Here is a 14,304-nt window from a genome sequence, read left to right on the forward strand (position 1 = left end):
CACCCCGTGAGAGGCTGCCAGGAGAAGGCATCAGTGCTGTTGCACAAAGTCCAGGATCAATCGGTTGACCTGCTCGGCCGCTTCCATCTGCACCATGTGCGCCTGACCTGGCAGGACCTCGACCTGGGCCTTCAGCCCGGCGCTGTGGTTCATCGGAATAATTGCATCGTCACTGCCCCAGATCAGCAATACCGGCTGCTGGCCTTCTTGCACCACATGGCGCAGATCCAGTTGTTGCCTGCCCTCGGTAAACAGGCCCGAAACCAGCATTCTCAATGCCGCGTCCACCCCTTCCAGGCGCTTGTACTTGAGCATGTCTTCGAGCATCTGCCGGTTGACCAGCTCGGGGTTGGAGAACAGTTGCACCAACTGTGGCTTGAGGGCATTGCGGTTGCTAGCCTCGACAAAGCCTTGCAGGTAATCACCGTTGATGTCCTCGCCCAGACCGGCGCTGCCGATCAAGGTCAGGGACCGTACCCGCTGCGGAGCCAGACGCGCAGTGTTCAGCGACACCGCGCCGCCCATGGAGTGACCCACCAGATGCGCTGCGGGAATCTCCAGGTGATCGAGCAATGCCAGCACTACGCCGCTCAGCTCGTCCAGGTCTCCACGCTCCAGCTGTTTGGTCGACTCGCCATGGCCCGGCAGGTCCAGCGCAATCACCCGGCGGCCGGCGGCTAATGCTTCGTGATTGAACATCCAGTTGTTCAGGTCACCGCCAAAGCCATGGACCAGCACCAACGGCACACCTCCATCGCCGCGCTCGAAGTAACGGATCAACCGCCCGTCCAGCTCGACCTTTTGCGGTTTCGGCCCGCTGTCTTCTTCGGCACCGTCACCGGGTACGAACGCGGCTTGAAACTGCTCGACCACCGCATCGATCTCCGCCTCGCTGGCTTCGCCGTCGACCACGATGCCGAGCAACGCACCCACCGCGAGGGTTTCATCCTGGCGGGCGATCTGCCGGCGCAGCACCCCGGAAAACGGTGCCTCGACACTGCTGGAAATTTTGTCGGTTTCGACGTCCAGCACTTCGTCGCCCTTGGCGATAACCTGGCCCTCCTCCTTGAGCCAGACATCGACCCGTCCCTCGGTCATGGACAGGCCCCACTTGGGCATGGTCAGGGTATGGATCTGGCTCATGAACGCTTGCTCCACTCAATCAGCTTGAGCACGGCGCTTTCGATCTTCGCCGCGTCGGGAATATAGAGGTCCTCCAAGGCATCAGAGAACGGCACCGGCGTGTGCGGCGCGGTTACCATCTCGATCGGCGCCTTGAGCGAGGCGAAGGCTTTTTGCGCCACCAGGGCCGAGATGTCCGTGGCCATGGAACAGCGCGGGTTGGCTTCGTCGATCACCACCAGGCGCCCGGTCTTTTCCACGCTTTCGAGAATGCTGTCTTCGTCCAATGGGCTGGTGGTGCGCAGGTCGATCACCTCGCAGTCGATGCCGCGTGCGGCCAGATTGCGCGCGGCGTCCATCGCCGTGTTGACGGTGCGGCCATAGGAGACCAGCGTCACGTCCTTGCCATCACGCAAAAAGTTGGCTTCGCCGAAGGGAATGGTATAGAGCTCTTCCGGTACTTCACCCTGCATGCTGTAGAGCATTTTGTGTTCACAGAAGATCACCGGGTCATTGTCGCGGATGGCCTGGATCAACAGGCCTTTGGCGTCATAAGGCGACGACGGGCAAACCACTTTCAGCCCCGGAATGTGGGTCCACAACGAGGTCAGCATCTGCGAGTGCTGGGCGGCGGCCCGCAACCCGGCGCCGACCATCGTGCGGATCACCAGTGGCGTGGAGGCCTTGCCACCGAACATGTAGCGAAACTTGGCCGCCTGATTGAGGATCTGGTCCAGACAGCAACCGGCGAAGTCGACGAACATCAACTCACACACCGGGCGCACACCACAGGTCGCGGCGCCCACCGCAGCACCGACATAGCCCAATTCCGACAATGGTGTGTCCAGCACTCGCCCAGGGAATTGGTGATAGAGGCCCTTGGTCACGCCCAGCACCCCGCCCCAGGCGTCGTTTTCACCGGGGGCACCGGCACCGCCGGCGACGTCCTCACCCATGATGAACACGCTGGGGTCGCGGCGCATTTCCTGGGCCAGCGCTTCGTTGATTGCCTGCTGATAACTGATTTTTCTCGCCATGATGAAGGTCTCGATTCTTGTTATAGGGGGCGTGTTCAGGGATAGGAAACGTAGACGTCGGAGAGCAGATCGGCCGCGCTCGGTTTGGGGTCGGACTTGGCCTTGCGCACGGCGTTCTCGATCAGCAGGTCGACCTCGCTGTCGATCTGGTCCAACTGGCTGGCCTGCACCCGCCCGGCACGGAGAGTGCGCTCGCGAAACTGCATCAGGCAGTCGTTGTGCTCACGGAAATGCTTGACCTCGTCCGGCGCCCGATAGGTCTGGGCGTCGCCCTCAAAGTGACCGTAATAGCGAGTCAGCTTGACCTCGATCAGTGACGGCCCCTCCCCGGCCCGGGCTCGCTCCACGGCGGCACCGGCGGCTTCGTGAACGGCGAAGAAGTCGAAGCCGTCCACCGTGACCCCGGGCATGCCGAAACCGGCAGCGCGGTCGGCGATGTGATCGCAGGCCACCGACCAGTTGGAGGCTGTGGCTTCGGCATAACCGTTGTTCTCGGCAATGAACAGGCAGGGCAAATTCCACACCGAGGCCATGTTCATCGCTTCGAAGACCGCCCCTTCGTTGGAGCCGCCGTCACCGAAAAACACCACCGCAACGCTGTCAGTCCCCTTCAGTTTGGCGGCCAGGGCCGCGCCTACGATCAGCGGCGCACCGGCCCCCACTATGCCGTTGGCACCGAGCATGCCCTTCTCGAAATCGGCGATGTGCATGGAGCCACCCTTGCCTTGGCAGACCCCGGTTTTCTTACCGTAAATCTCGGCCATCATCCCGTACACATCGACGCCTTTGGCGATGCAATGACCGTGACCACGGTGGTTGGAGGCAATGCAATCGTCATCACCCAAGTGGGCCATGACCCCGGCGGCTGAAGCTTCTTCGCCGGCATACAGATGGACGAAACCTGGAATCTCGCCGGTAGCGAATTCCACGTGCAAGCGTTCTTCAAAAACGCGGATGGTGCGCATCACCTGGTAGGCATGCAGCAATTGATCAGCGGTCAGCTGTGTCGACATTTTTATTCTCCAGGGTGTCTTGAGGCTCAAGTTTCAAGGTGCAAGGTTCAAAGGGTGTTGCGGGTGTTCACGGCCGATGGCCAGAAGTCGCTGTTGCGCGGCATAGGCCAGGGCCGCATTGACGTCGATGCTCAGCGGACCGTCGGCATCGAGGGTGACCGTGGGCCGGTCATGGGCGTTGAATTCGATCTCGCGCTCGCCATCCAGCGCCAGGGTGCCGCTGGCCAGGCACAGGCCGTGGGCGACGCCGAGTTCAAGGCTCGCGGCAGCGAGTACGCCGCAGCCTTGCAGCAGGCCGGGAGCCAGAGGCACCAGCAGCGCTTCTGGTGATTGCGCATCGAGGCGCATCCAGGCCCCGCCCGGAGCCTGACGTGACACCGGAAACCACAAGCCGCAAAGGGCCGAGATGCCAATGGACTGCGGTTCAGCGAAGGTCACAAAGACCTCGGCCAGATCAGATCCGCGACTGATGGCCCGGGCGCCGACAAAGGGCAGCGAGGACACCGCCACGTCCACCAGGGCCATCTCGCACAGGCCACGACCCGGCTCGCGCACCAGCAAGCGTTTGTTGCGGCGCAAGGCGATCTCGGGCGGGATCCGCCCACTGACAAACAGCCCGCCGGCCAACCCGGCGCTGGTGGCTTCACGCAGTTCCGGAAAGGCGTTGTTGGTGCCGGTGGACAGGGTCAGCAGCGGAATGTCGCCGACTTCGGCGGCCACCGCCTTGTGAGTGCCGTCGCCGCCCAGCACGGCGATCAGGGCAACGCCGCGTTCGGCCATCCAGCGCGCCGCGTGACGGGTGTCCTCGACACTTTGGCGCAGGGTCAGGTCGAGGAACTCAAGGGCCGGCCAGTGACTGCTGCGAGCCTGGCGACCGTGGCTGTTTTTCAGCACGGCGGCGGCGATGCCGGTCATGTCGGTGGGCATCAGCACCCGTTCGATGCCAGTGGCGCCAAAGGCAGCCAGCAAGCGCTGGATCACCGAGACCTTGTCGGTGCTGGAAAATAGCCCGGCGCTGGCGGTCAGGCGCCGCACGTCCCGACCGGATGCCGGGTTGGCGATGATGCCTACGGTCAGCGGCGCACGACTCATGACGCCACCGCGGGCAGAACAGGGAAAGGGGCTGGACAGGACATCGGGCACCTCTTTTTATTTTTGGGTTGCCAGTCGGGCTGGTTGCCAGAGCTAGAGCAAGGCCGATGCCAGATCCGCCAAAATACCTGCACAAGCCCGTCGTAGAGCGGTCCGGCGAGAACCCGAGGGTGGTCGAATCAAGCCCGAATGAGACGCGTCATGTCAGGCTGCACGAGGCGGCGGCGAGACCGTGAGACGTTGCGTCTCACCGCCAACCCTGTGAGACCCGGCCCTTGTCGGCGACCAATGAACGGCGCTTAATAGCCGCACAACTAAAAGAAGATGGAACCGGAGGCCTTAATGCTTTCCGCACACTCGAAGGCGCATGTGGATTGCGTCAGCCGTGTTTTGAAAAACGCCGAACACCTGCCGCAGTTGCCTGTGCCGGGCTTGATACTCGACTCCTGGCGCCGCTCCATGGAGCAACACCATCTGGACCCTGGCTCATTGCAAGGGCCACGGATCCTTTCGCAGAACGTGCTGCAGGAATGCCGCGAGCGTTCCGAGTTGTTCTTGCGCATCGCCAGCGAAGAAGTCGCCCGCCTCCACGGTCGCGTGCGTGACGCTAACTACTGCGTGCTGCTGACCGATGCCCAGGGTCAGACCATCGACTATCGCGTGGAAACCTCCATCCGCAATGACTGCCGTAAAGCCGGCCTGTACTTGGGCACTTGCTGGTCAGAAGGCGAAGAAGGCACCTGTGGCGTGGCTGCGGTGCTGACAGCGAGAACACCGATCACGGTGCACAAACGCGATCACTTTCGCGCCGCGTTCATCGGCCTTACCTGCTCGGCCGCGCCGGTCTTCGACCCGCGAGGCGAATTGCTCGGAGTGCTCGACGTGTCCGCAGTGAGTTCCCCGGACGACCGCCGCTCCCAACATTTGATCCGGCAGATGGTGGTGCAAAGCGCACGGGAAATCGAACAGGCGTTTTTCATGAACAGTGCCCAGGGTTACTGGGTGCTGCGAGCCCACAACAGCCCCGGCTACGTCGACAGCCAACCCGATTACTTGCTCGCCTGGGATGATGACGGCCGTTTGCAGGCACTGAACCCGGCAGCAAGGCAGCTGCTGCTGCAAAGCTTTGGCCATCTGCCGGAACACATCGGCCAGGTATTCGATCAGCAGTTGTTGCATCGGGCCAGCGATGAATCGCTCTGCGTGCTTCACGGCCAAGGAGGCCACCCTGCGCTGCATGGACGACTCCGCGGTCCACGTCGGGTGAAACGCACCCCATTGCGTCCTGTATTGACACCCGCCGAGTTCGATCCGCGACTGGAAGAAAGCCTGCGCCTTGCAGTGCGGGTCAAAGACCGCAACCTGCCGGTGCTGATCCAGGGCGAGACCGGCTCCGGCAAGGAAGTCTTCGCCCGTCAGTTACATCAGGCCAGCCAGCGCCGTGAGCGTCCGTTCGTTGCAGTGAACTGCGCGGCGATCCCGGAGAACCTGATCGAAAGCGAATTATTTGGTTATGTCGCCGGTGCTTTCACGGGCGCCTCGAGCAAGGGCATGCAAGGTCTGCTGGAGCAGGCCGACGGCGGCACGCTGTTTCTCGATGAAATCGGCGACATGCCCCTGCCCTTGCAAACCCGCCTGCTGCGGGTTCTGGCCGAAGGTGAAGTGGCGCCACTGGGAGCTTCACGGCGCAAAGCGATCGACCTTCAGGTCATCTGCGCCAGTCACCGCGATCTGGAAGCACTGGTCGCCGCGGGCGAATTTCGCGAAGACCTGTACTTTCGTTTGAGTGGAGCCCGCTTCCAGTTACCGCCGCTGCGCGAACGCAGTGACCGCTTGGCGCTGATCAACAGGATTCTCGATGAAGAATCGACGCTTTGCGCAGACCCCATGCACCTGGGAGGCGCGGCGCTGGAATGCCTGCTTGGCTACCGCTGGCCAGGTAACGTTCGCCAGTTACGCCACGTGCTGCGTTATGCCTGTGCGGTGTGCGATTCAAACCTGATTCAGGTCAGTCATTTGCCCGAGCAACTGCAAGGCCACAGGCTTAACGGCCCAAGTTTCAGCGACACCAACGATTGCGGCGCGAGCCCCGAACGCCAAGCACTGCTCGATGCCCTGGTGCGTCATCGCTGGAAACCCACCGCCGCCGCCAAGGCTTTGGGCATCTCTCGGGCAACGCTGTATCGGCGGGTGCATCAGCACGGTATAGAGATGCCGGGTAGAAGCCAGGTTGAATGAGCCTGAAAGCCAGCAGAAAGAACGATTAACTAACGTTTTTTGTGCTTTCTTCTAGCGATTTCCAAAGCCTTCTTTTCAACCCTTTTTTATGGTCAGTGCCCCGCAACCACAGGCCTTCCAGCCGCACGCGCGCCCGATTTGAAGCCATGAACCCGAGCCCCCCAGACAATCACGAACCCCACCCCGACCAACACCACCATTGCCCATGGAAAAGAGGCGGCGCCCCACCTGTCCAACAACACTCCGCCCACGACACCACTCGCGGCAATCGCACTATTCCAGGCCACTACATTCAGCGACAACGCCACATCTGCCCCATCCCCCGCGGCATCCGCCAGCGCCGTTTGCAGCAACGTCGCCGCTCCGCCGAAGCTCACCCCCCAAACCGCTGCGCCGACATAGATCATCTCCGGCACGCGGCCCAAAAGGCCAAACATTACACACACCGCCGCAAACGCTGCCAGGCTCACCAACACCGTTTTGCGCAACGATACCTCAACCCTTTTGGCAGTCAGCCAAATCCCCACCAACGCCGCAATACCAAACACCAACAACACCACATCCACCCGATCCGCCAACCCTGCTGGCGCCACGAAGGGTGCGATGTAGGTGTAGAGAATGTTGTGCGCCAGCATCCAGCTGATGACCACTGCCAGCACGGGTCGCACGCCTGGCGTGGTCATCACGGTACGCAATGACATGCGCTGGCTGGCGGCTTGAGGTGGGTAGTCCGGGACTTTCACCAGTACCCAGGCGATCAGCACCAGTGTGAGGACGGACATGATGCCGAAAGTGGTGCGCCAACCCACGAGGCCACCCAGCCAGGTGCCGAGTGGTACACCCAGTGAAAGCGCTATCGGTGTGCCGACCATGGCCAGCGCTAGCGCCTTGCCTTGCTGATGGGGCGCGACCATACGCCTGGCGTAGCCGGCCAGCAGGCTCCAGGCCAGGCCAGCCGCGACGCCAGCAAAAAAGCGCGCCACCAGGATCACGCCGTAATGCGATGACAACGCGGTGATGGAGTTGAACAGCAAGAAACCGACGATAGTCAGCAACAGCACATTACGGCGGCGCCAGCCGCGGGTGGCGATGGTCATGGGGATGACCGCCAGCACCGAGCCCAGCGCATAAGCGGTGACCATCTGGCCAGCCATCGAAGGGGAAATTGCCAGGCCTTCGCTGATCAGCGGCAACAGGCCGGCGGGCAATGTTTCGGTGACGATGCAGATGAAGCCGGTCATGGCCAGCGCGAGCAACGCACCGATGGGCAGGCGGTCGGGCGCTGCCGATAATGTAATTGAGGGTGTCATGGGAGGCTCCTGAGTGAGGATTCAGATTTAAATACTGATCGATACAAATGTTGAGGGCTGCCCGTGTCCGTTGTCAACGACTTATGTATCGACTAGTATTTATCTCGTCATCCAGAGGAGCCTTGAAATGGCGCAAATGGGCCGCCCCCGCACCTTCGACCGCGACCACGCTGTGGAACAGGCCATGCATTTGTTTTGGCAACACGGCTACGACGCGACCTCGCTCGCACAGTTGAAAGCCGGACTGGGCAGCGGGATTTCCGCGCCAAGTTTTTACGCAGCGTTCGGTTCCAAGGAAGCGTTGTTTGATGAGTGCGTGCAGCGTTACCTGGCGACCTTCGCTCAGGTCACCGAATGTCTGTGGGACGAGAGTCTGCCGCCGCACCAGGCCATCGAGACTGCGCTACGCCAGTCGGCGCGCATGCAATGTGAGGACAGTCATCCCAAGGGCTGCATGGTGACCCTCGGTGTGATGAGCGCACCCAGCCCGGAGAATGCTCGGGTGGTCGATGCCCTGACCCAATCTCGCGCCCGGACGCGTGCGGGGATTTTGGCGTGTGTCGAGCGGGGAGTCAGTGCCGGTCAGTTGCCGGGCAATACTCACGCGCCCGCGATGGCTGCGGTGTTCGACAGTTTCTTGCAGGGCATTTCCATCCTCGCTCGTGATAACACGCCGCATGAGGTCATTGATGCGGCCATCACCCAGATAATGTTGACGTGGGACATTGCAGCCTCCTGCTAGAAGCCAGCTGATGTAAACCATCATCAATACGACACAGCAGACGAAAAAAAGCCCCGCCACCGAATGCGGTGCGGGGCAAAAAACTGGTTGGTTGCGGCCAACCAAAGGAGCACGGTGAGAAGCGTTTACGGTCCAGGTCAGATGCAATCCTGCGCGGCGCGTTCAAAACTTGAAGGCAGGAAGTTCGAGGCCAGCAAATGCCGTTCGTAGATGAACACCTTGCCGCCGTTCCCGGTCTTGTAGGCTTCCAGCACGTTATCCGCCGAGACTTTGCTCGGCACGACGATCCGGTAGCTGCGCTGGGTCTGCGAGACAGTCGGGTTCAACGCACTGCCCTGCAATTTCGGCACGACGCAGTCGGCGTATTGGGCCGGGGTCTTGCTGGTCTGCAAGGTCAGGGTCGGATCGTTCGGCGTGGAGGCACAACCGGCGAGCAAAGCGGCAAACATCATGGCGGGCACGAATAAAGGGCGCATCGGTCTCATCCTGAAAATAAAAGGTTCGGTACAACAAGCAACGGGACTTCGTCACGAACGTCGTCATGGAGGCGATTTTCCGCCTGCTGCCGAGAAAGCAGAACTTGCGTTTCGTAATGTTCACTATTACTTCTAGCAATAGTTGCGCGCCGTGCCGACGGATGCACACTCAATCACAACCAGAAAGATTGATGAGGATCTCTCCTTGAGAACATTTGACCTGATACGCGACGCCGTTTTGCCCGATTTCCGAGACCGGGTGGCCGAGTACCTGACCCAATACGAAACCGTACTGTTGTGCGAAAAAGCGCCCGACCGGGAGCTTGTACAGGCCACCGCCAATCAGTTACGCGGCTATTTGCGCGGGTTGAACACTACACGTGTATTGGGCATGGCGGATTGGGAGGAGCTGGATAGACGAGTGGTGAATACGTGGCTTTAGCCTCTGCACGCGCTCTTTGGACTCGACATCCAGGGGATGAATCGGCAATCGCATGTGCAGCAGCATTCTTATCAGCGCGGCAGCGAACAGGCAGGCGAAAACGATGGCGTCGATAATGACGGCGCTCAATGCGTGACCTGCCTCGTCATTGCTCGTATCAAAAGTACCGTCATCACTGCATGCAAGATAACCACTGGCCACAAGAGAATCCCGCTCGCGTCACCGGAGAAGCCAACGTAGGTGAGATACAACGCAACGGCTGCGTTATAGATCAACATGCCGAGCATGGGAGGGCCTGGCCAGCAGGTGACTGCCAGGGCAATGAGGGCAATGCCGGCCACGCGGACGATGACACCGGTCAGTTCGATGCCAAGCAGCAGATGCCCGACCAGAGACGGGACAAACAACAGCCCCACGCCAGTGGCGGCCTCGATAATCGCGGCGAAAACCAGCAGTCCTTTCATCATACGGACGCTCCAGTCCGGGCTGCGCAGCCACGTAACTGCACTACCCGGTGAACAGGTTAATCCGATTGCGACTAACGCTTAGTGCCTATCGTGATTAACCTTGGTGGAAAGTTCCAATCCAGCAGCAATACTCCACTCTGCTTAGAAACTATCCGAGTATAGCGTGGGGCAATAAGTCATGAACTTAACCGTCTCCGAACTTAAAGCATCTCGACTTTCGTCATTCAAACGATGCCTTCGCCAGCCATTACTGCACTTTTTAATCGCCGGTTTTGCACTCTTTGTGTTGTACGGAGGTTTGCACCGTTCCCCCGTCGATCAAAATCCCCAACGCATCGAAATCACGCCTGAAGTTGTCCAACGGATCGCGATCTCGTGGCTGGCGCGATGGCAAAGACCGGCATCGGAGCAACAGTTGCAGGGCCTGATAGATGACTATGTGAAAGAGGAAATCCTCTATCGCGAAGCGCTGAAACTTGGCCTGGATAAAGACGACACCATCATTCGCCGCCGACTGGCGCAAAAGATGGATTTCCTCGCCGAAGATGTCGCGTCACTTCGCGAGCCTGCACCCGGTGAACTTGAGGCTTGGTATAACCAGCGTCAGGACGCGTATGCCCTGCCACCATTGGCGACTTTCCGTCATTTATTTTTCGCCCCGGACAAACGCGGTGCTGATGCACAAACGCAGGCTCAAGCTGCGCTAAGTGGCCTGACTGATCAGAACAGTGGAGAAGGCGATGCCTTCATGTTTAAAAACACCTACTCCGAACAATCCCAGACTCAGGTGGCGCGAGTCTTTGGTTCAAAGTTTGCCATTTCATTGTTCAAGCAAACGCCCGGAAGTTGGGTAGGCCCTGTGGAGTCCGGTTTTGGCTGGCACCTGGTGTGGATTGATTCGCTGGCCAAACCACCACCACCGCCCTTCGAAACCGTGGCCCGGCAGCTCAAGTCCGATTGGTTGTCCGAGCAACGCAGCGCATCGAAACGCGCGAGTTTCGATGCACTGAAAGCACGCTATGACGTCGTGGTGATGATGCCGACGTCCACCAGCGGGATTGTCGCTGCTCAAACGGAGCGGCCGTGATGAAACACATGGTCTGGCTGTTGTTGCTCTGGTTCATGGGGCTGACGGCCATGGCCCATGAGTCCCGCCCTGCTTACCTGGAAATCAACGAAACGACCACCGGGCGCTATGACGTCATGTGGCGCACCCCGGTGCTTTCAGGCATGCGCTTGCCGATTGCGCTGAAGTTTGCCGACGGTGTGCGCACTGTCGTTGAGCCGGTTGAAAGCGAACTGAACGATTCACTGATCGAGCGCCGAATCATTGATGCGGGTCCCACGGGACTGGTTGGGCAACGCATTGAATTTATCGGCCTGCAAGCGAGCATCACCGATGTGCTGGTGCGTGTCTCGCGCCTGGACGGCAGCCTGACGACCACCCTCGTCCACCCCGCACAACCCTGGATAGACATCACTGGCACGCCGGGAATGCTCTCGGTGGCCGGTGCGTTTCTGGTCCATGGCATCCAGCACATCCTCGGGGGGGTCGATCACCTGTTGTTCGTCTTCGGCCTTCTGCTGCTGGTGAGTAACGGGTGGATGCTGGTGAAGACCATCACCGCGTTTACCCTCGCCCACTCCATCACGCTGGTGCTTGCTGCACTGGGCGCAGTGCGGCTTCCCGGCCCGCCTGTGGAAGCGACGATTGCACTGAGCATTCTGTTGCTAGCGGTGGAAATCGCCCGCAAGAATCGTGGTGAAACCAGCTTCACCATTCAATGGCCCTGGGTCGTGGCGTTCTTTTTTGGTCTGTTGCACGGCTTTGGTTTTGCGGGGGCGCTGGCGCAAATCGGCTTGCCCCGGCACGACCTGCCTTTGGCGCTGTTCACCTTCAACGTCGGCGTCGAGATCGGCCAACTGATGTTTGTCGCCGCCGCGCTGAGCCTTCGCGCACTGTTGCTGCATTGTCGATTGCCACGGTCCGCGCTTCTGTATGCCCAACCGGTTGCGTCCTACGGGTTGGGCACGCTGGCTGCCTTCTGGTTTTTCGAGAGAGTTTGGAGTTTCTGGACCTGAGTTGCCCCCTATCACTGCCGTATTCCCAAGAGGTGGAATATGAAACCCCATACACCCATCATCGTGCCGTCACTGTTAAGTAGCGCCGTGCTTGCTTTCAGCACACTAGCCTTGGCAGAGGGAATCCCTGATCGCGAGGTTTACTTTGGCCAGACGCACTCGCATACCTCCTGGTCGATTGATGCCTACCTGATCGGCAACCATCAGGTCGATCCCGAGCAGACATACCAATACTCACTTGGGATGCCGGTCAAGCATCCGATGGGGGTTGAAGTGCAGCTCAAAGGCCGACCGCTGGATTTCCATGGCGTGACCGACCACTCGGAATACGTGGGCGTGATCGCCCTGGCCAATGATCCGAAGTCGGACTTCAGCAAGCAGCCCATCGCGCAAAAGCTGATTGCCAAGACCCCGGAAGATTTCAACCGAGTGTTCAAATGGATCGCCGGCAGCTTGAGCCACCCGATCAAGGAGCTGATTGATCCGAAGGTGGCCGGCAACATCTGGCAGCAGAACATCGCCATCGCCGACAAGTACTACAAGCCCGGCAAGTTCACCACGTTCGTCGCCTATGAATGGACCTCGGCACCGAACAATCAAAACATGCACCGCAATATATTTTTCCGCGATTCGAAGAAGGTGCCGGACCTGCCCTTCACGGCCCTCGACTCGGACAAACCGGAGGATTTGTGGGGCTGGATGGACGATCAACGCAAAAAGGGCAATGAGGTGCTGGCGATCTCCCACAACGGCAACCTCAGCAACGGCCTGATGTTTCCGGTGGATGTTGATGATCGTGGTCGCCCCATCGATGCCGCCTGGGCCGAAACGCGGATGCGCAATGAATCCCTCACCGAAATTCATCAGGTCAAGGGCACCTCCGAAACCCACCCCGAACTGTCGCCGACCGACGAATTTGCCAATTATGAAATCATGAGTTTCCTGCTTGGTATCGACAACAGCACGTCGAAACTCAATGGCAGTTACATCAGGCAAGCCTGGCAGAACGGCATGGCCTTGCAGGAAGCCCGCGGATACAACCCCTACAAAATGGGCGTGGTCGGTGCCAGCGACTCGCACAACGGGGTGATTCCCTATTCGCAGAGCAACAACTTCGGCTCCCACGGGTTTACCGACAGCACCCCGGCGGCGCGTATTTCCGGCAAGGAAAACTCCGGCATGGTGGCCTTGCAAACCAGCACGTCGGGATTGGCCGGTGTCTGGGCGGAAGAAAACACCCGTGAATCGATCTTCGATGCCATGAAACGCAAGGAAGTCTATGGCACCAGCGGCGTGCGCATCCCCGTGCGCCTGTTTGGTGGCTGGGGTTTCGACAGCAGTGTCTGGAACGAAAAAGACTGGGTTCAAACTGCTTACGCCAAGGGCGTGCCTATGGGCGGCGACTTGCCGGCAAAACCGGGTAAAGCGGCGCCGTCCTTTGTAGTGTGGGCGGTCAAGGATGCAGACGACGGCAACCTCGACCGCATCCAGATCATCAAGGGTTGGACCAAAAACGGTCAGACCTTCGAGAAGATCTATGACGTCGTCTGGTCCGGGGATCGCCAACCGGACCAGGCGACCGGCAACGTGCCGTCGGTGGGCTCGACAGTTGACGTTTCCAAGGCGACTTACACCAACACCATTGGTGCCACCGAGCTGAAAAAAGTCTGGGTCGATCCGGATTTCGATCCGGCGCAGCACGCGTTCTACTACGCCCGCGTGCTACAGATCCCGACACCGCGCTGGAGCACCTATGACGCGGCCAAGCTGCAAGTACCGCCGCCGGCGGATGTCTCGGCCACCGTCCAGGAACGTGCCTGGACCTCGCCGATCTGGTACACGCCGAATGCTGAGGACAGCAAGTCCATCGCCGGCGGTAAAACCATCGATCAACTGAAAACCGAAGGGGCCAAAGCACTCACCAACGAGCAACTGCAAACCTATGTGGTGGGCAAAACCATCAAGGTGCGCAATACCGTCACCGGCCAGACGTTTGAGATCGTCTATGGCACCGACGGCCAACGTCTGGTCACCAGCGTCGACGGCAAGCCGCCTGCACAAGGGGAATACCTGAACATGCTGCATGCCGGCCAGTTTGGCGTTCCGGCCAAGTATGAAATCAAGGACGGCCATCTGCTGACAACACTCGGCGGCACGCCCTTCGAGGCCACGGTGTTCGAGCAAAACGGCAAATACGTGGCGGCTCGCAGCAACGAGTTTGGCTATGCGAATTATGAGGTCGAGGTGGTCAAGTAGTGTCGAGGCCAGCATCGATGCGCTGCA

General features: G+C 59.9%; 13 protein-coding genes. 6 read left to right on the forward strand and 7 right to left on the reverse strand.

Annotated features, from left to right (window positions below; translation table 11 throughout):
* Positions 1-30 precede the first annotated feature (30 nt).
* From BLW70_RS21135 to BLW70_RS21150, 4 genes are read right to left on the reverse strand one after another with little or no spacing between them, the layout of a single operon-like run.
* Entirely contained in the window at positions 31-1,143 is a 1,113-nt protein-coding gene (locus BLW70_RS21135) for an acetoin dehydrogenase dihydrolipoyllysine-residue acetyltransferase subunit (RefSeq protein ID WP_074877257.1), read from the reverse strand.
* On the reverse strand, positions 1,140-2,159 hold the full coding sequence (locus BLW70_RS21140) for an alpha-ketoacid dehydrogenase subunit beta (RefSeq protein WP_054597393.1): 1,020 nt from the start codon (positions 2,157-2,159) through the stop codon (positions 1,140-1,142). Before BLW70_RS21140 ends, BLW70_RS21135 begins: the two co-directional genes overlap by 4 nt.
* A gap of 35 nt (positions 2,160-2,194) precedes the next feature.
* Positions 2,195-3,172: a thiamine pyrophosphate-dependent dehydrogenase E1 component subunit alpha gene (locus tag BLW70_RS21145; protein WP_008153706.1), complete on the reverse strand. Its 978-nt coding sequence runs from the start codon at positions 3,170-3,172 to the stop codon at positions 2,195-2,197.
* Between the two features lie 33 nt (positions 3,173-3,205).
* Positions 3,206-4,264 carry an ATP-NAD kinase family protein gene (locus BLW70_RS21150; RefSeq protein WP_074877258.1) on the reverse strand — a complete coding sequence of 353 codons (1,059 nt, stop codon included), beginning with the start codon at positions 4,262-4,264 and terminating at the stop codon, positions 3,206-3,208.
* Between the two features lie 342 nt (positions 4,265-4,606).
* Here BLW70_RS21150 and BLW70_RS21155 point away from each other — a divergent pair, with 342 nt between their 5' ends.
* Positions 4,607-6,502, forward strand: coding sequence for a sigma-54-dependent Fis family transcriptional regulator (locus tag BLW70_RS21155; protein WP_074877260.1), 1,896 nt, complete (start codon positions 4,607-4,609; stop codon positions 6,500-6,502).
* 92 nt (positions 6,503-6,594) lie between these two features.
* On the opposite strand, the gene BLW70_RS21160 is transcribed toward BLW70_RS21155, so the two are convergent.
* Positions 6,595-7,812: an MFS transporter gene (locus BLW70_RS21160; RefSeq protein ID WP_074877262.1), complete on the reverse strand. Its 1,218-nt coding sequence runs from the start codon at positions 7,810-7,812 to the stop codon at positions 6,595-6,597.
* Positions 7,813-7,939: 127 nt separating this feature from the next.
* Between BLW70_RS21160 and BLW70_RS21165 the strand changes: the two genes are divergently transcribed.
* Positions 7,940-8,554: a TetR/AcrR family transcriptional regulator gene (locus BLW70_RS21165; RefSeq protein WP_074877264.1), complete on the forward strand. Its 615-nt coding sequence runs from the start codon at positions 7,940-7,942 to the stop codon at positions 8,552-8,554.
* Between the two features lie 137 nt (positions 8,555-8,691).
* Here BLW70_RS21165 and BLW70_RS21170 read toward each other — a convergent pair whose 3' ends face one another.
* Positions 8,692-9,030 (reverse strand): YajG family lipoprotein, encoded by a 339-nt coding sequence (locus BLW70_RS21170; protein WP_074877265.1) that lies wholly within the window; start codon positions 9,028-9,030, stop codon positions 8,692-8,694.
* Positions 9,031-9,235: 205 nt separating this feature from the next.
* On the opposite strand from BLW70_RS21170, the gene BLW70_RS21175 reads away from it, so the two are divergent.
* Complete coding sequence (locus BLW70_RS21175; RefSeq protein WP_074877267.1) at positions 9,236-9,472, forward strand: hypothetical protein; 237 nt, start codon at positions 9,236-9,238, stop codon at positions 9,470-9,472.
* Positions 9,473-9,597: 125 nt separating this feature from the next.
* On the opposite strand, the gene BLW70_RS21185 is transcribed toward BLW70_RS21175, so the two are convergent.
* A complete protein-coding gene (locus BLW70_RS21185) occupies positions 9,598-9,939 on the reverse strand; it encodes a hypothetical protein (protein ID WP_235865012.1) in 342 nt (113 codons plus the stop codon).
* A 178-nt stretch (positions 9,940-10,117) separates the two neighbouring features.
* Between BLW70_RS21185 and BLW70_RS21190 the strand changes: the two genes are divergently transcribed.
* Genes BLW70_RS21190 through BLW70_RS21200 form a run of 3 tightly spaced genes read left to right on the forward strand, consistent with a single transcriptional unit; the run spans position 10,118 to position 14,277 of the window.
* The gene (locus BLW70_RS21190) at positions 10,118-11,026 is read left to right on the forward strand and encodes a peptidyl-prolyl cis-trans isomerase (RefSeq protein ID WP_074877271.1); all 909 of its coding nucleotides are present in this window, start codon (positions 10,118-10,120) and stop codon (positions 11,024-11,026) included.
* Complete coding sequence (locus BLW70_RS21195) at positions 11,026-12,021, forward strand: HupE/UreJ family protein (RefSeq protein ID WP_074877273.1); 996 nt, start codon at positions 11,026-11,028, stop codon at positions 12,019-12,021. Before BLW70_RS21190 ends, BLW70_RS21195 begins: the two co-directional genes overlap by 1 nt.
* A 39-nt stretch (positions 12,022-12,060) precedes the next feature.
* The gene (locus BLW70_RS21200) at positions 12,061-14,277 is read left to right on the forward strand and encodes a DUF3604 domain-containing protein (protein WP_074877274.1); all 2,217 of its coding nucleotides are present in this window, start codon (positions 12,061-12,063) and stop codon (positions 14,275-14,277) included.
* Positions 14,278-14,304: the final 27 nt, after the last annotated feature.

Origin of the sequence: Pseudomonas frederiksbergensis, assembly GCF_900105495.1 — a bacterium.
Classification (GTDB): domain Bacteria; phylum Pseudomonadota; class Gammaproteobacteria; order Pseudomonadales; family Pseudomonadaceae; genus Aquipseudomonas; species Aquipseudomonas frederiksbergensis.